The following is a 22,670-nucleotide window of genomic DNA, read 5'->3' on the forward strand; positions in this document are numbered from 1 at the left end:
ATCCACTGCGGGCAGGCCTACGGTTCCAGACAACTCATCCAGGCGGATGGGAATTTGTTAAGAAAAGATAACAAGCCCCCTCACGCTTATCGGGTTTTGACTAAACTTCTTCGCGTTGCAATGGATAGGCTGTTTGTTCGAAGGAATGGCATTGGCTTTGTGGCCGGAGAGCCTTTGCTCTCAATGCCACCCTGCACGGCGACGCTAAGGACTTCCGCTAGACGGTGGCACGCGAAGCGCCATCGCCGACAACATGCTGACCCATCAGTTCCACGCCGATACGTTCAAGCAGAAGTGGCAGCTTGCCGACTTCACCTACAACTGGACGGCTGAAGGCTGACTGTACGCGGCGTAGTACTCGACCTGTATTCGCGGCATATTGCTCTTGGCACGAAGCCTTGCGAACCGGCCCCATCCTCGGCGCCATCGAGGCGCAAACTCGCATCATCGGCTGGGCAGCGGGCCTTGCGACTTTCATGATGGTCACCATCGGCGTGATGGTGGGACGCGTGCTGGGCGCAGTGCTCGGCAAGCGCGCGGAGATCGTTGGCGGCCTTGTGCTGATCGGGATCGGCATCTTGATGCCTCTACGAACACCTGAACGGCCTAGCTTGATCGAGCGCAGAAAAAAATCCCCGCGTGCACAAGGCAGGCGGGGATTCTTGAAGATTTGGTAGGACGTACTGGATTCGAACCAGTGACCAACGGATTAAAAGTCCGCTGCTCTACCAACTGAGCTAACGTCCCAAATCGTTTTTATTCTTGCTCTTGCCGACGTTGAATCCGGCAAAGCCAAAGATTATAGCGCGACGTTTGACGCGATTTTGTCGAGCACCCAACCTGCAGCACATTGACCGAAGGTTGCCGTCACACTCACCACCGAGCCGTAGCCATGGCAGTTGAGCGAACCGTCGCCTTCGATGGCGCACGAAGCATCCGGCGGCGCCACGCTTTCGCGGCTGAAGACGCAGGCAACGCCGATCTTGCGGCCTTCGCGCGGAGCGCCGTGCTCCTTGCGCAGGCGCTGGCGCAACTGCGCAAGCAGCGGGTCGTGCGTGACGAGCGACAGATCGTCGATGTCGACCTTGTGCGCCTGTCGCTTGCCGCCCGCCGCGCCGACCGTGACGAATGCCGTGCGCGACGCACGCGCCCATGCCGCCATGGCCACCTTGGCCTTCACCTGGTCGCAGGCATCGATGACGGCCGTTGCCGGCCCGTTCGCGGCCTGTGCCGCGTCGAGCAGCGAGAGCCAGTTGCCGGGCTCGACGAACTCGTCGATCGCCTGCACCTTGCACTCGGAATTGATCTGCGCAATGCGGTCGCGCATGGCTTCGACCTTGGCCTGCCCCACAGTCGCATCGAGTGCGTGGATCTGGCGGTTGATGTTCGACTCCGACACGTGGTCGAGGTCGATCATGGTCAGCCGCCCCACCCCGCTGCGCGCCAGCGCCTCGACCGCCCACGAGCCCACGCCGCCGATGCCGATGACCAGCACATGCGCGTTGCGGATGCGCGCGGCACCGGCCACGCCGTACAGCCGCTCGAGCCCGCCGAAGCGGCGCGCAAAGTCAGGCGCCGCGGTGTCGGTGACGACATCCGCGGCGGCAGGAGGAGTGGTGAACGCGGCAGTGATGATGGCGCTCAAGCGGAAGACTCCGCTGGCATCAGCGCAGGCGCGAGAGGCGCTCGCGGCCGGCCTGCGCGGCTTCGGACTGCGGATAGGCCTTGGTCAGGTCTTCCAGCGTGCGGCGCGCGGCGCGCGTGTCCTTCAGCTCGATCTGGCAGTTCGCGATCGACAGCACGGCCTCGGGGGCCTTGGCATGGTCGGGCGCGAGCGAGAGCATGGAGCGGAAGTTCGCGATGGCCTCGTTGTAGTTGCGCGTGGCGTACTGCGCATTGCCGAGCCAGAACAGCGCCGAGGCGTTGTAGCCGCTTTGCGGGTAGCGCTTGACGAACTCGGCAAACGCGGTTTGCGCCTGCGCGAACTGGCCCGAGCGGAACACGCCGAGGGCGGCGTCGAAGTCGGCTTTTTCCTTGGGATCGGCGGTGAACTCGCGGCCGTCCACCGACACCTTCGAGGGCTCGCTCTGCTTGAGCTTGTCGTCGATGGTGGTCTGGCGCGACTGCATCTCGCTCACCGTACGGGTGAGCTGCTCGTTCTGGCCGGTCATGCGCGCCAGGTCGCCGCGCATCTGCTCGATCTGGTTCTGCAGGTCGAGCAGGCTGCGGCGAAGCTGGCCGTTCTCGTCGGTCAGCCGCTGGTCGGTCTGCTGGCGCATGGCCTCGACGCGCTGGCGCAGGTCGAGGATGGCGCGGCGAGCCTCGTCATCCTCGAACAGTGCAGCCTGCGACCCCATCGAGACGCAAAGCAAGGCGGCAGCCAGCGCCGCGCCTCGCAGCATGGCGCGTGGCATCACCGGGTGTAGCGGATTTCGGCGCGGCGGTTTTGCGCCCACACTTCTTCACCCGAGCCCGTGACGGCAGGCTTTTCCTTGCCGAAGCTCACGGCCTCGATCTGGCTGTCGCTCACGCCCAGCAGGGTCAGCGCGCGGCGCACGGCTTCGGAACGCTTCTGGCCGAGTGCAAGGTTGTACTCGCGGCCGCCACGTTCGTCGGTGTGGCCTTCGATCGAGATGCGGCGTTGCGGGTTGGCCTTGAGGAACCTGGCGTGGCCGTCGATCAGCGACTGGAACTCGGGCTTGACCGTGTAGCTGTCGTAGTCGAAATACACGATGCGCTCGACGCCAATCGGACCTTGTGCGGTGCCTGCGGTCGGATCGATGGTGACAGGTGCCACGGTGCTGGCGCCTTGCTGGCCGCCGGCCGAGCCGGAACGATCGGTCACCGGCGTTTCGTTGAGCTTGGTGCCCGACGAGCAACCGGCGATGAGAGCCACGATGGCCAGCGAATAAATCGTACGTTTCAACATTTTTTCAAACTCCTCAAATAAACCTTGGTCATTGCTTTTGAAACGGACCCCAGTCCGGTTCCCTGATGTCTCCCGCCTGTCCCGCCAGTCGTGCCTTTATTTTTCCATCGAGCGTGGTCGTCATCAGTGCTTCGCGGCCTTGCAGTTGCGTTGCATAGACGATCAGCTTGCTGTTCGGGGCAAAACTTGGACTTTCGTCCGCGGAGGTGTCGGTGATTGCGCTGACGTTGCCGGTTGCCAACTCCATCACGTGGAGTTTGAAGGCACCGCCCACTCGGGAGATGTAGGCCAACCACCGGCCATCGCCGCTGACAGACGGAGAAATGTTGTAGGTGCCGCTGAAGGTCACCCGCGTCGGGTTGCCGCCGCCGGCGCTCATCTTGTAGATCTGGGGCGCGCCGCCGCGGTCGCTCACGAAATAGATGGTGCCGCCGTCGGCCGAGTACACCGGCTCGGTGTCGATGCTGGAGCTTTGCGTCAGGCGGCGCGGTTCGCCGCCGCTGGCCGGAATGGAGAACAGCTGCGAGCCGCCATCGCGGCTGAGCGTCACGGCGAGCGAATTGCCGTCTGGCGCCCAGGCAGGCGCGCTGTTGGAGCCCTTGAAGTTCGCAAGCAGTCGCCGCTGGCCGGTGGCCACGTTGTGCACGTACACGACCGGCTTGCGCGATTCGAAGGACACGTACGCCAGCTGCTGGCCGTTGGACGACCAGCAGGGCGAGATGATGGGTTCGGGGCTGGCGAGCGCGGCCTGGGCGTTCTCGCCGTCGGCGTCGGCCACCCACAGCGAGTAGCGGCTGCCGCCCTTGGTGACGTAGGCGATGCGGGTCGAAAAGATGCCCTTTTCGCCAGTCAGCTTCTCGTACACGTAGTCGGCGATGCGGTGCGAGGCAAGGCGCAAGTCACCTTGCGGCACGGTGTAGCTCAGGCCACCCAGGTCCTGCCCCTTCACCACATCCCACAGGCGAAAGCGCACGTCGAAGCGCCCGTCGGCCAGCCGGTTGACGCTGCCCACCACGAGCGAATCGGCCGTGCGCTGGCGCCACAGTGACAGGTCGGGGCGCGAGGCCTCGTCCAGCGCCTGGCCCGAGGCATCGACGCCGCGGAACTGGCCGCTGCGCTCCAGGTCGGCCTGGATGATGTCCGAGATCTTCTGGGGCGAGCCTTCCTGGCCCTTGAAGGGAACGAGCGCAATCGGCAGCTGCGTGAGCCCGACACCTGACACCTCGACCCGGAACTGGGCCAGTGCAGGAAGCATGGGAGTGGCAGCGAGAGCCGCGATGAGCGTGCGGCGTGCAAATAACGATGAAGAAGGAGTTGGAATTAGAGTTGGCAACGGCTTGTTCATGCGGTTCGGAGAGGTTTCCGGGTAAAAAGTTCTCCCCGGCTGTAACGGGCCACATGTTACACACTGGCTTGAAGCCGCCGTCACAAAACGTTTATCCGGCGACGCGGTCCTACAGAAGCACCTGCGGAAGGCCCTGAATAAGGCCCCCCGTAGAATCCGCCGCCATGCAAGCACCCCCCGGCGGCGAGAACGTACGCCCTCCCCTGATGCGCCGTATGGCGCGACTCATGACCTGGTTTGGCGGCTCCCGCCAATGGTGGGCCCTTGGACTGAGCGGAGCGATGCTGGCAGCAATCACCGAACCGCTGATGGCCGCCCTGCTGAAACCCCTGCTCGACCGGGGCTTCACGCGCGGCGAGATGCCTTTGTGGTTCGTGCCCGCCGCCGTGCTGCTGCTGTTTGCGGTGCGCGGCATCGCCCAGTTCATCTCCCAGTACGCCCTGTCGCGCATCGCCAACGAAGGCATGCAGAAGCTGCGGCGGGTGCTGTTCGAGCGGCTGCTCAGCGCCGAACTCGCGCTGTTCGCCCGGCAGTCGGCCAGCACCCTTTCGAACACGGTGGTCTACGAAGTGCAGACCGGCGCGATGCTGCTGGTGCAGGCGCTGCTCGGGCTCTCTCGCGACGGCTTCACGCTGATCGCGCTGCTGGGCTATCTGGTCTACCTGAACTGGAAGCTCACCCTCATCGTCGCCTTCCTGGTGCCCAGCATCTCCTGGATCATGAAGGTGTTCTCCAAGCGGCTCTACCGCCTGACCCAGCAGGGCCAGCAGGCCACCGACGAACTGGCCTACGTGGTCGAGGAAAACGTGCTCGCCCATCGCGTGGTACGGCTGCACGGCGCGGAAGGCGCGCAGGGCCGCCGCTTCGAACATCTGAGCCAGCGCCTGAACCGGTTGGCCGTGAAGTCGACCATCGCCCAGGCTGCCACCACGCCGCTCACGCAGATGATGGCGTCGCTTGCGCTGTCGATCGTGGTGATGATCGCGCTGTGGCAAAGCGGCAAGCAGGGCTTCACGGTGGGCGGCTTCGTCGCCTACATCACGGCCATGCTGATGCTGATCGCGCCGATCCGGCGCCTTGCCGAAGTTGCCGGCCCGATCACACGCGGACTCGCAGCGCTGGAGCGTGGACTGATCCTGATCGACGACGTGGCCCCGGAGTCGCAGGGCACATTCCAAGTCGAACATGCCGAAGGACGCATCGAACTGCGCAACGTGCAGGTCAGCTATCGTGGCGAAGACGAACAGCGCGCGCTCGACGGTGTGAGCCTGACCATCGAACCCGGCCAGGTGGTGGCCTTCGTCGGCCCTTCAGGCTCGGGCAAGACCACGCTGGTCAACCTGCTGCCGCGCTTCGTGCAGCCCAGCGGCGGACAGGTGCTGCTCGACGGGCACGACACCAGCGAATGGCAATTGAAAAGCCTGCGCGCCCAGTTCGCCATGGTGAGCCAGGACGTGGTGATGCTCAACGAGACGCTGGCAGCCAACGTGGCGCTGGGCGCCGAGATCGATCGCGAGCGCGTGCTGCAGTGCATCGAGGCGGCCAACCTGAGCGCGCACGTCGAAAGCCTGCCTCAAGGTCTCGACACGGTGCTGGGCCACAACGCCACGCAGCTTTCGGGCGGCCAACGCCAGCGCCTCGCCATTGCCCGCGCGCTCTACAAGAATGCGCCCGTGCTGCTGCTCGACGAGGCCACCTCGGCCCTCGACACCGAATCCGAACGGCTGGTGCAGGACGCTCTGCAGCGCCTGATGCAGAACCGCACCACGCTGATCGTCGCCCACCGCCTGTCGACCATCCAGCATGCCGACCGGATCATCGTGATGGAGCAAGGCCGTATCGCCGAGCAAGGCAGCCACGAGCAGCTTATGGCGCTGGACGGCCTCTACGCGCGACTGCAAACGCTGGCGGTGCGCAGCGCCCCGCCGGGGCAAGACCCGACGCTTTAGTTAAAGCAGCACGATGTCGTACTGTCCCTGCCCGATTGCGGGCTCGGACTGCAGCGAAATCGGCTTGCCGATGAAGTCGCTCAACCCCGCCAGGTGCTGGCTCTCCTCGTCGAGGAACAGCTCGATCACCTGCGGCGACGACACGATGCGGAACTCGCGTGGCGTGAACTGCCGCGCCTCGCGCAATATCTCTCGCATCACGTCGTAGGCCACGCTGCGCGCGGTCTTCACGATGCCTTGCCCGCCGCAAGCCGCACAGGGCTCGCACAGCATGTGCGCCAGCGATTCACGGGTGCGCTTGCGCGTCATCTCGACCAGTCCGAGCTGCGAGAAGCCGCCGGCCGTGGTCTTCACACGGTCGCGCGCCAGTTGCTTGCGAAACTCCGCCAGCACCTGCTCACGGTGGTCGTCGCGGCCCATGTCGATGAAGTCGACGATGATGATCCCGCCCAGATTGCGCAGCCGCAGCTGCCGCGCAATGGCCTGCGCCGCTTCTAGGTTGGTCTTGAAGATGGTGTCGTCGAAGTTGCGCGCGCCGACGAAGCCGCCAGTGTTCACGTCCACCGTGGTCAGCGCCTCGGTCTGGTCGACCACCAGATACCCGCCCGACTTGAGTTCGACGCGCCGGCCCAGCGCCTTCGCGATTTCCTCGTCGACCGAATACAGATCGAAGATCGGCCGCTCGCCCTTGTAGTGCTGCAGCTTGCCGGCCGCCTTGGGCATGAATTCGAGCCCGAACTTCAGCAACACCTCGAACTGCTCTCGCGAATCGATGCGGATGGTCTGCGTGTCTTCGCTGGTCATGTCGCGCAGCACGCGCTGCAGCAGGCTCAGGTCCTGGTGCAGCAGCGACATCGGCGGCATGCGCATCGAGGCGTCGCGGATGCGCGACCAGGTCTTGCGCAGGTAGGCGATGTCTTCGGCCAGCTCGGGGTCGGTGGAGTCTTCGCCGTTGGTGCGCAGGATGAAGCCGCCGGTATTGGCCGGCACCACGCCGCCGCTGTCGGCCGCGGCTGCGGCCTCGATCAGCGCCAGCATGCGGTTGCGCAGCGACTCGCGCTGGTCCGACGGGATCTTCTGAGACACGCCGATGTGGTTGTCCTGCGGCAAGAACACCAGCAGCCGTCCGGCAATGCTGATCTGCGTGGACAGCCGCGCGCCCTTGGTGCCGATGGGGTCCTTGATAACCTGCACCAGCAGCGACTGGCCCTCGAACACCTGCTTCTCGATGGGCACCATCGGCCCGCCGTTGCGATGGTCGCGCTCGGGCGCCGGCGCGCTGGGCCGCGAGCCCGGCGTGAATGGCGCCACGATGTCGGCCACGTGCAGGAAGGCGGTGCGCTCCAGGCCGATGTCGATGAAGGCCGACTGCATGCCCGGCAGCACGCGCGACACCTTGCCGAGGTAGATGTTGCCGACCAGCCCGCGCTCCAGCGTGCGCTCGACGTGCAGCTCTTGCACCGCGCCGTGCTCGACCAGCGCCACACGGGTCTCCTGCGGGGACCAGTTGATCAGGATGTCTTGCATGGAATTCTCAAGTATTGAAACCGGCGTTTCGAAGCAGCCCTGCTGTCTCGAACATGGGGAGGCCCATGATGCCCGAATAGGACCCGCTGATGTGCTCGATGAACGCAGCCGCCGCGCCCTGGATGGCATAGGCCCCGGCCTTGCCTAGCGGCTCGCCGCTGTCGGCGTAGCGGGCGATCTGCGCATCGGTGATGTCCGCGAAGCGCACGCGCGACACGCTGAGCGCTGCGTGGCGCCGTGAGCCATGCTGCAGCGCAACGGCGGTCAGCACGCGGTGCGTGGCGCCCGAGAGCATGCGCAGCATGCGCGCCGCATCGGCCGCGTCTTCGGGCTTGCCGAGGATGGTGCGGCCAAGCGCGACCGTGGTGTCGGCACAGAGCACCGGCGCGTCGGCGAGACCGCGGCGCTGGAGCCGGGCCACCGCGGCATCGAGCTTCAAGGCCGTGACGCGCTGCACATACGTTGCTGGGGCCTCGTTCGGCAGCACGGCTTCGAGCGATTCGGCGTCTTCGTCGGCATCGGCCAGCAGCAGTTCGTGGCGCACGCCGAATTGGCCAAGCAGTTGGGCGCGGCGCGGGCTCTGCGAAGCGAGGTAGATGAAGTCTGGCAAGGTTCAGTTCTCCTGGATGGCCGGCTGTGCGCCGGACACGGTGCGGTTCCAGACCAGTCCATGCGGCAGATGCGCGGGTCCGAAAAGAAAGTGAAGGACGCGGCGACGGGCTGGCGATCGGGCACGGGATGACGTGTGCAGCAGCAGCGGGCGCATAAGCAAGGCGTCGCCACGCGCCGCCGTGCAGATCGTTTCGCCGTGTTCGGCGCGCAGGGCCTGCGCCTCACCGCCGTCCAGTCGGCCAGCTTGGTGGCTGCTCGGCACGACGCGCAACGGCCCTGCATCCACGCCGCAGTCATCCAGATGCACCCGCACCGCGAGCAGCGATTGCAGTATGTCGACCGGTGGCTGCACATACGGTTCGCCTTCCTTGACGACGGCCGGCATGCCAGCGCCCGAGGCGGGAATCGAGGTGTCCTGATGCAGTGCGACCAGCCAGTTCCTGTCGGCCGTCTTGTCGAAGAGCGTGCATTGCACGGCCACCGATGAAGCATCTAGCAGGCCCATGCCGACTAGCCGTGTTTTCAGCTGAACAGCAATCTCACTGCACTGCGGCTGGGCCAGAAGATTGCGGCTGCCTGCCGCCTGCCCGAGCCAATCGTCGAGCGACTGCGCGGCTGCATCCAGCAGATCGGGCGGCAACAGCGCCAACAGTAGCGCATGGCCCTTCTCTTCGAGCAACGCGGCCTGCCCGTCGGCGCTTGTCATTCGCGGTGGTAAGGATGACCCGCGTTGACCGACCACGCCCGGTACAGCTGCTCGACCAGCAGCACCCGCGCCATCGCGTGCGGCAGCGTCAGGTCGGACAGGCGAATGCGTTCGTGGGCCGCGGCCTTGAAGGCCGGATCGAGCCCGTCGGGCCCGCCGATGACCAGGGCGACGTCATCGCCCTCGCCTTGCCAGGCCTGCAGGCGCGCGGCAAGCGCCTTGGTGGTCAGCGCCGTGCCGCGTTCGTCGAGCGCGACGATGCGCATGCCACGAGCGATCGCGCCTTCGATGCGCTCGCGTTCTGCGGCATACAGCGTTTCAAGCGACTTGGAGCCGCGAGGCTCTGTCTTGACTGCCCGCAGTTCGAGCTTGAGCTCGGGTGGGAAGCGCTTGGCGTAGTCGTCCCAGGCAGTCTGTGCCCAATCGGGCATGCGTTGCCCGACGGCGACCACCAGCAGCTTCATGCGCGGCGGGCTGGCGCCTTCCTGGCAGCCGTCGTCGTCTTCTTTGCAGCGGGCTTCTTGGCGGCAGGCTTGCCGACGACCTTGACCGGCACGCGCGCGGTGGTGGTCTTTCTGGCGGGCGCCTTCTTCGCGGCGGTTTTCTTCGCCGGGGCCTTCGCAGCCTTGGCTTCCTGTTCTGCCGCGCGGATCGCGGTCTTGGCAGCGCTGGAGCGGCGCAGCGTCGGCGTCTTGGCGGCCGGCTTCTTCTCTTCGGTGCCGACCTTCGACGCGGTGGCAACCGCAGGCTTGACGCCGCCGAGCTTGGCGCGCACCGGCTTGTCGCCCCAGATCTCTTCGAGGTGGTAATACTGGCGGATGGCGGGCTGCATGATGTGCGCCACGGCCGCGCCGCAGTCCACGATGATCCACTCGCCGTTGTCTTCGCCCTCGATGCGCGGCTTGCCGAAACCAGCTTCGCGCACCGCATCGCGCACGCTGGCGGCCAGCGCCTTCGTCTGGCGGTTGGAGGTGCCCGACGCCACGATCACGCGCTCGAAAAGCGGTGAAAGATGTTCTGTGTCGAATACCTGAATGTCCTGCGCCTTGACGTCTTCGAGACCATCGATGATGGCTCGCTGGAGTTTCTGGGTGTCTTTCTTGGCGGCGGCTTCAGTGGTCATCAGGCAGAGCGGTAGAGGTGGTGTTGGTCAATATAGCGTGCAACCGTGGGCGGAACCAGCGAGGAAATGTCCACGCCAAGCTCCGCGCGCCGCCGAATCTCGGTGGCGCTGTTGTTCATAGGTGGCAGTTCGAGCGCCTCGAAACGCGCGCCAGCCGGGAGGCCGGGCAGCATTTTCGGATCAAAACGAGCAGCGTTGCTCGTCGATAGTGCGCGATACGCTACAGAAACGATAGCAATGCCGAGTATATCCTGCCAGCCGTGCCAGGTCGGCAACGCGCTCGCCTGGTCGGCGCCCATGATCAGGACCAGCTGTGCGCCGGGCTGTTCGCGCTGCAGTTCGTGCAGGGTGTCGAGGGTGTAGGTGGGGCCGTCGCGGAGCACTTCGCGGCTGTCGATGACGACGGTGCCCTTCAGGCCGGAGAAGGCCAGTCGCGTCATCTCGAGGCGGTCTTCTTTCGGCGTGAGCGCCCTGCTCTTGTGCCATGCCTGCCCCGTGGGAATGACGTGCAGCTCGGCAAGATCGAGTTGTGCCAGCGCAGCTTCGGCAAGCGCCACGTGGGCGTTGTGCGGCGGATCGAATGCGCCGCCAAAAATGCCGATGCGACGCGCCACAGTGGCAGAGGAGTTCACAACCAGTCGCGCCGCACGATGAAGTCGCTGTACAGCGCGGCTTCGGGGCTGCCCGGCTCGGGCTGCTGCTGGTAGGCCCAGCTGGCCAGCGGCGGCATCGACAGCAAGATCGATTCCGTGCGCCCGCCCGACTGAAGGCCGAAGTGCGTGCCGCGGTCCCACACGAGGTTGAACTCGACGTACCGACCACGCCGATAGAGCTGGAAGTTGCGCTCACGCTCCGTGTACGGCGTGGCGCGGCGGCGCTCGACGATGGGCAGGTAGGCCGGCAAAAAGCCATCGCCCACCGAGCGGATCAGCGCGAAGCCGTTCTCGAAACCGCCTTCGGAAAAATCGTCGAAGAAGATGCCGCCGATGCCGCGCTGCTCGTTGCGGTGCTTCAGGAAGAAATACTCGTCGCACCAGGTCTTGAAGCGCGGGTACTTGTCGTCGCCGAAAGGTGTGAGCGCGTCGCGGCACGTGGTGTGGAAGTGCACCGCGTCTTCCTCGAAGCCGTAGCACGGCGTGAGGTCCATGCCGCCGCCGAACCAGCAGACCGGCTCGCCACCTGCACCGTCTTTGGGCAGCGCAGCCAGCATGCGCACGTTCATGTGAACGATCGGCACGTACGGGTTGCGCGGATGGAACACCAGCGACACACCCATCGCCTCGAAAGGCGCACCCGCCAACTCGGGCCGGTTCTGAGTGGCCGAGGGCGGCAGCTTGGGCCCGCGCACCTGCGAGAAGCCGCAGCCTGCGCGCTCGAAGAGCTCGCCGCCTTCGAGGATGCAGGTCAGCCCATGGCCTTGCAGCGGCTCGCCGGGCGCCTTCTGCCAGGCGTCGCGCACGCAGGTGCCGCCGTCGGCCTTCTCGACCGCCGCGATGATCGACTGCTGCAGTCCGCGCAGATAGTCGCTGACCGCTGCCGGGTTGGTTTGCTGCATCAAGCGCCGTGGGTGTTGCGCGCGTGCACCGCGCGGAATCCGATGTCCTTGCGGTATTGAGCGCCGTCGAAGTTGACGCGCGCCGCAACCTCATAGGCCCGCTGCTGCGCCTGCTTCACGCTGTCGGCCAGCACGGTCACGCAGAGCACGCGGCCGCCGCTGGTCTTGAGCTCGCCGTTTTCCAGCGTAGTGCCGGCATGGAACACCACGGCATCGGGCACCTCAGCCGGAATGCCGGTGATGCGGTCGCCCTTGCGCGGCGACAGCGGGTAGCCGTGTGCGGCCATCACCACGCCCAGCGCCACGCGGCGGTCCCACTGCAGCTCGACCTGGTCGAGCGTGCCGTCGGTAGCGTGCCAGAACACCTCGAACAGGTCGGACTTCAGACGCATCATGATCGGCTGCGTCTCGGGGTCGCCCATGCGGCAGTTGAATTCGAGCGTCTTGGGGTGGCCCGTGGCGTCGATCATCAGTCCGGCGTAGAGGAAGCCGGTGAACGGAATGCCGTCTTTCTCCATGCCGCGGATGGTCGGCAGGATGATCTCGCGCATGGCGCGCGCATGCACCTCGGCCGTGACCACCGGCGCGGGCGAATAGGCGCCCATGCCACCGGTGTTGGGGCCTTCGTCGTTGTCGAGCAGGCGCTTGTGGTCCTGGCTGGTGGCCAGCGCGGTGACGTTCTTGCCGTCGCACAGCACGATGAAGCTGGCTTCTTCGCCTTGCAGAAATTCTTCGATGACGACGCGCGCACCGCCTTCGTTGTGCGACACACCGAACTTGTTGTCGACCAGCATGAAGTCGACGGCCTCGTGCGCCTCCTCTGCGGTCATGGCAACGACCACACCCTTGCCTGCCGCCAGGCCGTCGGCCTTGACGACGATGGGCGCGCCCTTGGCATCGATGTACGCGTGCGCCGCTGCGGCGTCGGTGAACGCCTCGTACTCGGCGGTCGGGATCTTGTGACGCTTCATGAAGGCCTTGGAGAAGGCCTTCGAGCTTTCGAGTTGGGCGGCCGCCTGCGTGGGGCCGAAGATGCGCAGGCCGTGCGCGCGAAACTCATCCACCACACCGGCGGCGAGCGGTGCCTCGGGGCCGACCACGGTCAGCGCGATCTTTTCTTTCATCGCCCATTCGCGCAGCGCGGCGGGCTCGGTGATGTCGACGCAGTCGTAGCGCTCGTTGGCTGCGGTGCCGCCATTGCCCGGCGCCACGTACACGCGGCTCACCCGGGCAGCCTGTGCCAGCCGCCATGCCAGAGCGTGTTCACGGCCCCCTCCCCCAATTACCAGTACCTTCATTCGCGGGCCTTCATTTCTCGCTGTGATTCAACAAACATTCATTCGCGCTTACTCGGACAGCGAGGCGTTGTGATAAACGTCCTGTACGTCGTCCAGGTCCTCGAGCACGTCGAGCAACTTCTGCATTCTTGCGGCGTCTTCGCCGGTCACGTCTACCGTGTTTTCGGCGCGCATGGTGACTTCCGCGGCGTCGGGCTTCAGGCCCGCGGCTTCGAGCGCGTTCTTCACGGTTTCGAAGTCGGCGACGGCAGTGATCACCTCGATGGCGCCGTCGTCATCGGTGACGACGTCTTCGGCGCCCGCTTCGAGCGCCACTTCCATCACCTTGTCTTCATTGGTGCCCGGCGCAAAGATGAACTGGCCGCAGTGCTTGAACTGGAAGGCCACCGAGCCCTCGGTGCCCATGTTGCCGCCGTGCTTGGAGAAGGCGTGGCGCACTTCGGCCACGGTGCGCACGCGGTTGTCGGTCATGGTGTCGACGATGATTGCCGCGCCGCCGATGCCGTACCCTTCGTAACGAATTTCTTCGTAATTGACGCCTTCGAGGTTGCCCGTGGCCTTGTCGATGTTGCGCTTGATGGTGTCGATGGGCAGGTTCACCGCCTTGGCCTTTTCAACGGCCAGCCGCAAACGGGGGTTGGAGCCCAGGTCAGCGCCACCGGCGCGGGCGGCCACTGTGATTTCGCGGATGGCGCGGGTCCAGAGCTTGCCCCGCTTCTCGTCCTGGCGGCCCTTCCGGTGCTGAATATTCGCCCACTTGCTATGTCCGGCCATGGCTTTCTATCTCGCTGTCCTGTGTTTTCTAAGCAGGCTCCGAGTTTACTGTCCGGCGCACACAACGCCCGCCCTGGGGCCCGGAATTCGGGCCGGGGCTTTTGGTGATAATCGTTCGATGACGCCATCGCCTTCCGTCGGGCCCGGGAATCCTGACATCCTGCCGCCGCACGCCCCTCTGCCGCTGTACTACAAGACCGAGGCCGAGCATCAGGCATTCCTGCTGCGCATCTTCGACAGCACGGCCGCGGACTACGACCGCATCGAGAGCGTGCTGGCCTTCGGCACCGGCCCCTCGTACCGCCGTGCTGCGCTGCGGGAAGCCGGCCTCGCGGCGGGCATGCAGGTGCTGGACGTGGGCATCGGCACCGGGCTCGTGGCCCGCGAGGCGCTGAAACTCATCGGCTCCACCGGCCAGCTCGTGGGCGTCGACCCCAGCCCCGGCATGTTGGGCCAGGTCAAGCTGCCCGGCGTCGAGCTTGTGCGCGGCGTGGCCGAAGCCCTGCCCCGGCCCGATGCCAGCTGCGACTTCGTGAGCATGGGCTACGCCATGCGCCACATCAGCGACGTGGCGGCAGCCTTCAGCGAGTTCCATCGCGTGCTGCGCCCCGGCGGGCGCGTGGCGGTGCTCGAAATAACCAAGCCCGAGGGCCGCATCGCAACCGCGCTGCTCAAGGGCTACATGCGTGCCGTGGTGCCGCTGATCGCCCGCGTGGTCGGTCGCCAGCGCAACACCTCCGAACTGTGGCGCTACTACTGGGACACGATCGAGGCCTGCATTCCGCCCGAGCGGGTGATGCAGGCACTGGCCGACGCGGGTTTCCGCGACGTGCGCCGGCACGCGAGCCTCGGCGTTTTCTCAGCCTACACCGCCATCAAACCCGAACACCCCGTCGAGGCCAGCTGACAGTGCGAGCTCAGGACGAAACCCCTTCTTCCCATCTGCGCGTCGAGCGCCTGTCGCTCCCGGCCAGCCTCGCGCTGGCCACCGACGGCAAGGCGCCTTTCGCAGCGCTCGGCTACGGCACGCCGCACGGCGTAGCCTGGATGCCGACCGTCAACGCGCGCGTGCTGTCCGCAAACGGCGCCATGGCCGACGTCTGGCACGTGAGCAGTCCGCAGCACGTCAAGTCAGGCACCACCGGCATCGCACGCTGGCGCACCGACGGGCACTGGCTGCTCGGCGCCATCGATCTCGACGAAGCCACCGAAAAGCAGGGCCTCGCCGAACTCGCGCACCGCGCCTACCGCGACCTGTTCAAGACGCTCGACCAGGCCGGCACGCCGCACCTGCAGCGCATCTGGAATTACCTGCCGCAGATCAACGCCGACGGCGGCGGGCTGGAGCGCTACCGCCAGTTCAACCTCGGCCGGCAGGAGGCGTTTCTCGAAGCCGGCCGCGCCGCCTTCGAGGGCGCGCCTGCGGCCTGTGCCCTCGGCATCCACCAAGGCGCCCTGTCGATCCGCTTCCTCGCCGGCCAGCAGGCGCCGCTGCCGGTCGAAAACCCGCGCCAGGTCTCGGCCTACCGCTATCCCGAAACCTACGGCCCGCGCTCGCCGACCTTCTCGCGCGCCGCGCTGGCGGATATCGGCGACGGCAACATCGCCCTCTTCATCTCCGGCACCGCGAGCATCGTCGGCCACGAAACCGTGCACCACGGCGACGTGCTCGAGCAAACTCGCGAAACCCTGCGCAACCTACAAGCGGTGATCGCCGCCGCCAACGAGCGCGGCACCGCGAAGTTCTCGCTGGCCGAGCTCGATTGCGTGGTCTACGTGCGTCACCCATCGGACACCGAGGCCGTGCGCAGCATCATCGAAGGCACGCTCGGCGCCGACGCGCCGATGGCGCACCACGCGGTGTACCTCGAAGCCGACATCTGCCGCAGCGACCTGCTGGTCGAGATCGAGGCCCACACGGTCGCGGCCGGCCAGCTACGGGCATGACCGGTCGTTGTCCGACCGAACCTTGCCCGATTGACTGATTCAATGACTCGCGTGCTGCGAATTCTCACGTCGATTCCGCTCGCGTTGATGCTCTACGCGCTGCTGCTGTTCCTGGGCCTGATCTCGCTGGTCTGGAATGTCGTCGCCATGCTGATCCACCCGGTGATGCCGGCGGCGCCCGCGCGCGTGCTGGGCCGCACGACCATCGCCTTCGCCTACCGCATGTTCTGGTGGCTGGCGTCGGTGACCGGCATGATGCGCATCGACGCCGCCTGCCTTGACCCGATGCGCAAGGAGCCCGGCGTGATCTTCGTGGCCAACCACCCGACCATGCTCGACGCGCTGCTGCTGGTGGCGCGGCTGCCGCGCAGCGCCTGCATCATGAAGGCCGACCTGATGGGCAACATCTTCCTGGGCGCGGGCGCCCGGCTGGCGCGCTACATCAGCAACAAGTCGGCCCGCACGATGGTGCGCCTTGCCGTGAACGACCTGCGCAACGGCGGCCAGCTGGTGATTTTCCCCGAGGGCACGCGCACGGTGACGCCGCCGCTCAACCCGTTTCGCCCGGGCACGACGCTGATCGCCAAGCTGGCGCAGGCGCCGATACAAACGGTGTTCATCGACACCGACTCGCCCTACCTCGCCAAGGGCTGGCCGCTGTGGCGCGTGCCACCGCTGCCCATCGTCTTCACCCTGCGGATCGGCAAGCGCTTCTCGCCCACGCAGGACAGCGACGTGCTGCAGGCCGAGCTCGAACAATACTTTCGCCAAAACATGGAACAGCGCGCCACCGACGCGTCCCCCGAATGCCAGACGCCTCGCGCACCCACCTTGTCCTGATCCCCAGCTACAACACCGGCGAGCGCCTGTTCTCGACCGTCGCTGCAGCGCGCGCACAGTGGAACCCGGTGTGGGTGGTAGTCGACGGCAGCGACGACGGCACGGGCGAGCGGCTGCAGCAGATGGCGACCAGCGATCCGGGCCTGCGCGTGTGGGTGCTGCCGCAGAACCAGGGCAAGGGTTCAGCTGTGCTGCACGGCCTGCGCACCGCCAGGGAGGCCGGTTTCACGCACGCGCTGACGATGGATTCCGACGGACAACACCCGGCGGACCTGATCCCTGAGTTCATGAAAGCTTCGCTGGCCCGCCCCGAGACGATGGTGCTCGGGCGCCCGGTGTTCGACGCAAGCGCGCCGCTGCTGCGCGTGCGCGGGCGGCGTGTGTCGAACGGGTGGACGCAGCTCGAGACGCTGTTCGCCGGCGTGGGCGATTCGCTCTACGGCTTTCGCGTGTATCCGGTGACGGACCTGATCGCCGTCATGGAACGGCAGCCCTGGATGCGGCGCTTCGACTTCGACACCGAAGCGGTCGTGCGGCTGGCTTGGCGCGGCGTCAAGCCGGTGAACATCGATGCGCCGGTGAAGTACCTGACGGCCGAGGAAGGCGGGATTTCACACTTCCGCTATGGGCGCGACAACGTGCTGCTTACGTGGATGCATGCGCGGCTGATGGTGGAGTTCGTGCTGCGGCTGCCTGGACTGGTGTTTCGCAAGCTGGCGAAGAAGGCACCGTTTCAGGATTGACTCTTGCTCGCGGATTTTGGGGCGAGCCCGGCACGGGGTACGCTGGGTCGTCGATGCCGCTGCCCTCACCCCAACCCTCTCCCAAAGGGAGAGGGAGCGAGAGAAAAGGCCCACTGCTGCCTTGCGTTGTCCCCTCTCCCGCTTGCGGGAGAGGGCTAGGGTGAGGGCACGGTGCCACCGATGAAGCGCGGAGGTCCTATAGCGCGACAGCCGCGCCGCCCAGCGCCTTGTACAGCGTCATCGTCGCATTGAGCTGGTTCAACCGGTTCTGGGCCAGCGACACCTCGGCCGTCCGACGCCGGTCCTTGGCATCGAGCACTGGCTGAAGCGCGGTCGCACCAGCGCGATAGCGCACCTCCGACAACCGCTCCGCGCGCTGCGCCTCCTGCAGCGCCAGCACGAGCTTCTCGCTCTCGTCGCGCAATTGCGTACGCGACGACAAAGCGTTCTCGACCTCCGACAACGCCGTGTACAGCGACTGACGAAAACCCACCACCGCCTCTTCGTACTGCGTCTGCGACGCGGCCACAGTCAGCCGCGCGGTGTTCCATTGCAGGAACGGCAACGCCAGCCCCGCGCCAAGCGTGGCCACGGGGTTCTTCAAGAGTTCGCCTAGTGCGGTGCTCGACGTGCCCAGCGATCCCGTCAGGCTCAACGCCGGATAGAACCCGGTGCGCGTAGCGTCGACATTCGCCAGCGCACCGCGCAACCGTTGCTCGGCGGCGCGCAGATCCGGACGCCGGCCAAGCAGGCTCGCAGGCACGCCAGCATCGATGACCGGCAAGGCGATGTCGGGTAGCTGCGCAGGCTCGACAGCCATCGGCTCCGGCGGCTGATCGAACAAGATCGCCAACGCGTTGCGCGCCTCCACGCGCTGCTGCAGCAACTGCGTATGCGCCGCCTCCTGCGTCGCGAGGTTCTGCCCCGCCTGCGCCACGTCCAGCCCCGACACGGCGCCCGCCGCGTACTTCACCCGCACCAGCGCGAGGATGCGCCGGCCGTCTTCCATGCCCGCTTCGCTCAGCGCGATGCGCTGGTTCAGGTAGCCGGTCTGCCAATAGAGCCCCGCCGTGGTGCCGACCAACGCCAGCGCCGTGGCCTGGCGGTCGGATTCGGTGGCCTTCAGCTCCCAGTCGGCAGCGCTGCGCTGCGCCGAGAGCCGGCCCCACAGGTCGAGCTCGTAGCTCAGCGTCACCAGGGAGCTCGACGCGGAGCCGGCCACGCCGCCGCGTTTCAGGTCGTAGCTGCGGCTGGTGCTGGCCTGCCCCACCACGCCGGGCGTGAGGTTCGTGTTCGCGAGGCCGGCCTGCAGTTGCGCGCGCTGCACGCGGATGCCCGCCGCCGCCAGGTCGTTGTTGGTGCGCAGCGCGTTGTCGATCAGCTTGTCGAGCTGCGGATCGTTGAACGCCGTCCACCAGTTCGCGGACAGCATCGCAGCCGCGCTCCCCGCTCCGGACGACTGCTGCCAGCTCTGAGGCACTTCCAGCGGCCGCTGCGCCCGCTGCTCAGGCTGGAACAAGCTGCACCCGCCGAGCAGCAGCACGCCGACAGCCACCGCGGAAAGAACATGCGCCCTACTCACGAGCCAGCGCCTCGATCGGGTCCAGCCGCGCCGCGTTGCGCGCCGGCAAATAGCCGAACAGCACGCCGATCAGCGAAGCGCACAAGAACGCCGACACCACGGCCCCCATCGAAAAGATCATTTGCCATTGCTTGACGAAAAGCGAAAACAGAAAGCTGATGCCGTACGATAGCGTCACGCCGATCAACCCGCCCACCAGGCACACCAGCACCGCCTCGGTCAGAAACTGCTGCAGCACGTCGCTCTGGCGCGCGCCCACGGCCATGCGAATGCCGATCTCGCGGGTGCGCTCGGTTACCGACACCAGCATGATGTTCATCACCCCGATGCCGCCCACCACCAGCGAGATCACGGCAATGAGCGACAGCAGCAGCGTGAGCGACTGGCTCGTGCGCTCGGCCGTCTTGACGATGCTGTCCATGTTGAAGGTAAAGAAATCCTTGCTGCCATGGCGCAGGGTGAGCAGCTTGACCACGCTGTCCTCGGCCGCCTTGGTCGGCTGGTCGTCGCGGATGCGCACCGTGATGTTGTCGAAGTGCTGCTGCCCGAAGAGCCGGCTCGCGCCCGTGCTGTAGGGCAGCCAGATGTTGAGCGACTTGTTCTCGCCGAACACCGTCTTCTTTTCCTGCGACACGCCGATCACCGTGCACGGCAGGTTGCCCACCAGGATGATCTTGCCCACCGCCTCGGCACCGTCGGGAAACAGCTTGCGCCGCGTGTTCTGGTCGATCACCACCACCTGCGATTGGTGGCGCACGTCGCTCGCCGTGAAGGCTGCGCCGCTGGCCATCTGGATGTCGCGCACGCGAAAAAAACTGTCGCTCACGCCGTTCACCGTGCCGTTGATGTCGACGCTGCGGTAGCGCAGCCGCAGGCTGCGCGAGGTGGAGGGCGTCACGCTGTGCACATAGGGCTGTGCGGCGAGTGCATCGAGGTCGGACGGTATCAGCGTGCGAATGCTCGAGGCCTTGTCGTCGCCGAAGTCGCGGCCCGGGTACACGTCGAGCGTGTTGGTGCCGATGGCGCGGATGTCCGACAGCACGAAGCGCTTGGCGCCCTCCCCGATGGCCACGATCGACACCACCGAGGTGATGCCGATGACGATGCCCAGCATGGTGAGCGCGGTGCGCATGCGATGCGCCATCATCGAGCGCCAGGCCATGCGGAAGGCTTCGGCAAAGCGGGCCCAGCCGGTACTGAAGCGTGCGATGCCGAGTTTGGGCTTCGTCATCACCTCGGGAATTGGCGCGTCGGGCTGCACGGCTTGCGCCGGCGCAGCCACCGTGGGCACGTTGGGCCGGTCGCCCACGATCACGCCGTCGGCGATCTCGATGATGCGTTCGGTGCAGCTCGCCACCTGCATGTCGTGCGTCACGATGATGATCGTGTGCCCTTGCGCATGCAGTTCGCGCAGGATGCCGATCACCTCCTGTCCGCTCCTGCTGTCGAGCGCGCCGGTCGGCTCGTCGGCCAGGATCACCTGCCCGCCGTTCATCAACGCGCGCGCGATGCTCACCCGCTGTTGCTGGCCGCCTGAGAGCTGGCTCGGCCGGTGCTCGGTGCGGTCGCCAAGACCCAGACGCACCAGCAACTGGCGCGCACGCGTGTCGCGCGCCTCGCCGTCGGTGCCGGCGTACACGGCGGGTACCTCGACGTTGCCCGTCGCCGTCAGGTGCGGCATCAGGTGGTAGCGCTGGAAGATGAAGCCGAAGTGTTCGCGCCGCAGTTGGGCGAGCGCGTCGCTGTCGAGCGTGCCCACGTCCTGGCCCGAGACGATGTAGGTGCCGGTGCTCGGCCGGTCGAGGCAGCCGAGGATGTTCATCAGCGTCGACTTGCCCGAGCCCGAGGCGCCGACGATGGCCAGCATTTCCCCGTTGCCGATGTCGAGGTTGACGTCCTTCAGCACCTGCACTTCCTGCTCGCCCGAGGGAAAGCTGCGGCCGATGCCGCGAAGGGTCAGCAGCGGCTGCTTTTCTTGCGTCATGGGCGCTTGCCCCGTCCGCCGCCGTCCCCGCTTTCGCCTCGTTCCAGAACAGCCGAGGCATCGCCCGTGATGACGTTGTCACCCTCTTTCAAACCTTCGAGCACCTGGGCCTGGAAGTTGTTGGCGATGCCGACGCGCACCTGCCGCTTCTCCACAGTCTGGTCGGCCTTGAGCACGCGCACTTCCTGGCGGCCGTCCTTGTCGCGCGGACCCAGCGCGGTCAGCGGCACGGTCAGCGCCTGCTTGGCCTCGCCCAGCAGGATGGCGACCTGCGCCGTCATGTCCACGCGCAGCGTGCGCTCGGGGTTGGGCACGTCGAACAGCGCGTTGAAGAACACGGCGTTGTTGATCTTCTCGGGCGAAGGCTGCACTGCGCGCAGCGTGCCGTGATAGCGCTTGTCGGGGTCGCCGAGGATGGTGAAGTACACCGGCTGCCCCGGCTTCACGCGCACCACGTCGGCTTCGGACACCTGGGCCTTCACGGTCATGGTCGACAGGTCGGCCAGCTTCATCAGCGTGGGCACCTGGAAGGCGGCGACCACGGTCTGGCCTTCGAGCGTGCTGATGGAAACCACATCGCCGTCGATGGGCGCGACGATGCGCGTGTACGAGAGATTCGTCTGCGCCGAGGCCACGGCCAGCTTCTGTTGGCGGATCTGCGCTTCGAGCGACACCAGGTCGGCACGCAGCGCGCGCAGTTCGGCGTCAGCGCTTTCCATGTCCTGCTTGGCGGCCGCGTCCTGCGCGAGCATTTCCTGCTGCCGGGTCCAGGTGAGTTGGGCCTGCCTGATGCGCACTTCCTTCGCAAGCTTCTGCGCCTGCAGGTTGTCGAGCTTGGCCTGCTCCTGCGCGAAGGTGTTCTGCGAGATGACGGGGTCGATCTCGGCGAGCCAGTCGCCCTTCTTCACGGTCTGCCCCAGCACCACCTTCAGCGACTTGAGCTGGCCGCTGACCTGCGCTCCCACTTCGACCTGCTTGAGCGCCTGCAGCACGCCTGTGGCGAGCACGGCGTTTTCGAGGTCGGTGCGCTGCACGCTGGCAGTTAGGTATTCGACCTTCTTGCCTGGGCTCAGCCAGAAAGAGGCAACGACCGCCAGCACGACGAGAACGGCAAGGCCGATGACTAGTTTGCGTGATCGCCTGGGTTGTGTAGTGGGCATGCGGGGGAAATCAGGAAGACGCTGCGCGGCGAGTCGGCTGCGCGGAAGGGGCACGGAACCACGAGGTCCGGCGTCATCCTAGCCGCGTTTACTGAAGATTCTTTAAAGGCCCGCGGGCGATCGACAAACCGATTCGCAGCGTTACCAGCGCGTGACTTTCGGCACTGGCACGACAGCTTTGAGCACCCTACATTTTTTCGGATGCGTGGCGTGTTGCCACGCATACACCGATAGTTCTAGGAAGGGAAACGACCATGAAATTCAAACAGTCGAACACTTTGCGCCACGTGGCGCTGGCCGGAGCGATCACTGCAGCGATGGCCTTCAGCTGTGCGGCCAGTGCCGCCAACACAAAGGCGGACACACCCGAGGCCCTGTCGCCACTGACACTCACCACACCGGTGCGCAGCCCCGAAGCCAACGCCCCGCTGGGCCTTGCGAGCATCAGCAGCGACATCAAGCCGACGGCGGCTCAGCCGGTGAACATGGCGATGGTCAGCAGCTGCGCTGAACGCTGGTACTGGCGCAGCCTGCTCGAAGAAATGGGATGCGGATTTTCGGGCCAAGGCTGGTTCAACTGACGCGAACCCGCCCTC

22 protein-coding genes, 1 tRNA gene and 2 pseudogenes are annotated in these 22,670 nt (G+C 66.1%); 8 read left to right on the forward strand and 17 right to left on the reverse strand.

Annotation, left to right across the window (positions count from 1 at the left end):
* Window positions 1-208: 208 nt before the first annotated feature.
* Both ACSFBF_RS04735 and ACSFBF_RS04740 read left to right on the forward strand, forming a co-directional pair.
* Window positions 209-375, forward strand: a pseudogene (locus ACSFBF_RS04735) (IS3 family transposase); the annotation flags it as partial.
* An 80-nt stretch (window positions 376-455) separates the two neighbouring features.
* Window positions 456-615, forward strand: a pseudogene (locus tag ACSFBF_RS04740) (manganese efflux pump); the annotation flags it as partial.
* A gap of 56 nt (window positions 616-671) precedes the next feature.
* Here the strand turns inward: ACSFBF_RS04740 and ACSFBF_RS04745 are convergent.
* The 5 genes from ACSFBF_RS04745 to tolB all read right to left on the reverse strand — a co-directional run bounded on the left by ACSFBF_RS04745 (window position 672) and on the right by tolB (window position 4,184).
* A tRNA-Lys gene (locus ACSFBF_RS04745) sits at window positions 672-747 on the reverse strand.
* Between the two features lie 52 nt (window positions 748-799).
* Complete coding sequence (locus ACSFBF_RS04750) at window positions 800-1,645, reverse strand: tRNA threonylcarbamoyladenosine dehydratase (RefSeq protein ID WP_435465165.1); 846 nt, start codon at window positions 1,643-1,645, stop codon at window positions 800-802.
* A 19-nt stretch (window positions 1,646-1,664) separates the two neighbouring features.
* Entirely contained in the window at window positions 1,665-2,414 is a 750-nt protein-coding gene (ybgF, locus tag ACSFBF_RS04755) for a tol-pal system protein YbgF (protein ID WP_093054675.1), read from the reverse strand.
* Window positions 2,414-2,929 carry a peptidoglycan-associated lipoprotein Pal gene (gene pal / locus ACSFBF_RS04760; RefSeq protein WP_435465167.1) on the reverse strand — a complete coding sequence of 172 codons (516 nt, stop codon included), beginning with the start codon at window positions 2,927-2,929 and terminating at the stop codon, window positions 2,414-2,416. Before pal ends, ybgF begins: the two co-directional genes overlap by 1 nt.
* Before the next feature lie 28 nt (window positions 2,930-2,957).
* Window positions 2,958-4,184, reverse strand: a complete 1,227-nt coding sequence (gene tolB, locus ACSFBF_RS04765) for a Tol-Pal system beta propeller repeat protein TolB (RefSeq protein ID WP_435465168.1) — start codon at window positions 4,182-4,184, stop codon at window positions 2,958-2,960.
* A gap of 254 nt (window positions 4,185-4,438) precedes the next feature.
* Here tolB and msbA point away from each other — a divergent pair, with 254 nt between their 5' ends.
* Window positions 4,439-6,223 (forward strand): lipid A export permease/ATP-binding protein MsbA, encoded by a 1,785-nt coding sequence (gene msbA / locus ACSFBF_RS04770; protein WP_435465170.1) that lies wholly within the window; start codon window positions 4,439-4,441, stop codon window positions 6,221-6,223.
* Here the strand turns inward: msbA and rng are convergent, their stop codons facing one another.
* Genes rng through ACSFBF_RS04815 form a run of 9 tightly spaced genes read right to left on the reverse strand, consistent with a single transcriptional unit; the run spans window position 6,224 to window position 13,818 of the window.
* Window positions 6,224-7,750, reverse strand: a complete 1,527-nt coding sequence (gene rng, locus ACSFBF_RS04775) for a ribonuclease G (RefSeq protein ID WP_093054667.1) — start codon at window positions 7,748-7,750, stop codon at window positions 6,224-6,226.
* A 7-nt stretch (window positions 7,751-7,757) separates the two neighbouring features.
* Entirely contained in the window at window positions 7,758-8,360 is a 603-nt protein-coding gene (locus ACSFBF_RS04780) for a Maf family protein (protein ID WP_435465171.1), read from the reverse strand.
* 3 nt (window positions 8,361-8,363) lie between these two features.
* A complete protein-coding gene (locus ACSFBF_RS04785; protein WP_435465173.1) occupies window positions 8,364-9,068 on the reverse strand; it encodes a phytanoyl-CoA dioxygenase family protein in 705 nt (234 codons plus the stop codon).
* A complete protein-coding gene (rlmH, locus tag ACSFBF_RS04790; RefSeq protein ID WP_042579728.1) occupies window positions 9,065-9,532 on the reverse strand; it encodes a 23S rRNA (pseudouridine(1915)-N(3))-methyltransferase RlmH in 468 nt (155 codons plus the stop codon). The genes ACSFBF_RS04785 and rlmH overlap by 4 nt, the downstream gene beginning before the upstream one ends.
* The gene (gene rsfS / locus ACSFBF_RS04795) at window positions 9,529-10,191 is read right to left on the reverse strand and encodes a ribosome silencing factor (RefSeq protein WP_258355108.1); all 663 of its coding nucleotides are present in this window, start codon (window positions 10,189-10,191) and stop codon (window positions 9,529-9,531) included. Before rsfS ends, rlmH begins: the two co-directional genes overlap by 4 nt.
* Window positions 10,191-10,823, reverse strand: a complete 633-nt coding sequence (gene nadD / locus ACSFBF_RS04800) for a nicotinate (nicotinamide) nucleotide adenylyltransferase (protein ID WP_435465176.1) — start codon at window positions 10,821-10,823, stop codon at window positions 10,191-10,193. Before nadD ends, rsfS begins: the two co-directional genes overlap by 1 nt.
* The gene (hemF, locus tag ACSFBF_RS04805; protein ID WP_435465177.1) at window positions 10,820-11,746 is read right to left on the reverse strand and encodes an oxygen-dependent coproporphyrinogen oxidase; all 927 of its coding nucleotides are present in this window, start codon (window positions 11,744-11,746) and stop codon (window positions 10,820-10,822) included. The genes nadD and hemF overlap by 4 nt, the downstream gene beginning before the upstream one ends.
* Entirely contained in the window at window positions 11,746-13,044 is a 1,299-nt protein-coding gene (gene purD / locus ACSFBF_RS04810) for a phosphoribosylamine--glycine ligase (protein WP_435465178.1), read from the reverse strand. The genes hemF and purD overlap by 1 nt, the downstream gene beginning before the upstream one ends.
* A gap of 48 nt (window positions 13,045-13,092) precedes the next feature.
* Complete coding sequence (locus tag ACSFBF_RS04815) at window positions 13,093-13,818, reverse strand: YebC/PmpR family DNA-binding transcriptional regulator (protein ID WP_258355111.1); 726 nt, start codon at window positions 13,816-13,818, stop codon at window positions 13,093-13,095.
* 118 nt (window positions 13,819-13,936) lie between these two features.
* Between ACSFBF_RS04815 and ACSFBF_RS04820 the strand changes: the two genes are divergently transcribed.
* From ACSFBF_RS04820 to ACSFBF_RS04835, 4 genes are read left to right on the forward strand one after another with little or no spacing between them, the layout of a single operon-like run.
* Window positions 13,937-14,725: a class I SAM-dependent methyltransferase gene (locus ACSFBF_RS04820; protein ID WP_435465180.1), complete on the forward strand. Its 789-nt coding sequence runs from the start codon at window positions 13,937-13,939 to the stop codon at window positions 14,723-14,725.
* Between the two features lie 2 nt (window positions 14,726-14,727).
* Window positions 14,728-15,765 (forward strand): chorismate transformation FkbO/Hyg5 family protein, encoded by a 1,038-nt coding sequence (locus ACSFBF_RS04825; protein ID WP_435465182.1) that lies wholly within the window; start codon window positions 14,728-14,730, stop codon window positions 15,763-15,765.
* A 42-nt stretch (window positions 15,766-15,807) separates the two neighbouring features.
* Window positions 15,808-16,605 (forward strand): lysophospholipid acyltransferase family protein, encoded by a 798-nt coding sequence (locus tag ACSFBF_RS04830; RefSeq protein ID WP_435465183.1) that lies wholly within the window; start codon window positions 15,808-15,810, stop codon window positions 16,603-16,605.
* On the forward strand, window positions 16,572-17,348 hold the full coding sequence (locus ACSFBF_RS04835) for a glycosyltransferase family 2 protein (RefSeq protein WP_435465184.1): 777 nt from the start codon (window positions 16,572-16,574) through the stop codon (window positions 17,346-17,348). Before ACSFBF_RS04830 ends, ACSFBF_RS04835 begins: the two co-directional genes overlap by 34 nt.
* A gap of 196 nt (window positions 17,349-17,544) precedes the next feature.
* On the opposite strand, the gene ACSFBF_RS04840 is transcribed toward ACSFBF_RS04835, so the two are convergent.
* From ACSFBF_RS04840 to macA, 3 genes are read right to left on the reverse strand one after another with little or no spacing between them, the layout of a single operon-like run.
* On the reverse strand, window positions 17,545-18,930 hold the full coding sequence (locus ACSFBF_RS04840) for an efflux transporter outer membrane subunit (RefSeq protein ID WP_435465186.1): 1,386 nt from the start codon (window positions 18,928-18,930) through the stop codon (window positions 17,545-17,547).
* Window positions 18,923-20,914 (reverse strand): macrolide ABC transporter ATP-binding protein/permease MacB, encoded by a 1,992-nt coding sequence (gene macB / locus ACSFBF_RS04845; RefSeq protein ID WP_435465188.1) that lies wholly within the window; start codon window positions 20,912-20,914, stop codon window positions 18,923-18,925. The genes ACSFBF_RS04840 and macB overlap by 8 nt, the downstream gene beginning before the upstream one ends.
* Window positions 20,911-22,074 carry a macrolide transporter subunit MacA gene (gene macA, locus ACSFBF_RS04850; RefSeq protein WP_435465190.1) on the reverse strand — a complete coding sequence of 388 codons (1,164 nt, stop codon included), beginning with the start codon at window positions 22,072-22,074 and terminating at the stop codon, window positions 20,911-20,913. The genes macB and macA overlap by 4 nt, the downstream gene beginning before the upstream one ends.
* A gap of 254 nt (window positions 22,075-22,328) precedes the next feature.
* On the opposite strand from macA, the gene ACSFBF_RS04855 reads away from it, so the two are divergent.
* Window positions 22,329-22,655, forward strand: a complete 327-nt coding sequence (locus ACSFBF_RS04855; protein WP_435465192.1) for a hypothetical protein — start codon at window positions 22,329-22,331, stop codon at window positions 22,653-22,655.
* Window positions 22,656-22,670: the final 15 nt, after the last annotated feature.

This window comes from Variovorax nivicola, from assembly GCF_051216475.1.
GTDB lineage: Bacteria > Pseudomonadota > Gammaproteobacteria > Burkholderiales > Burkholderiaceae_C > Variovorax.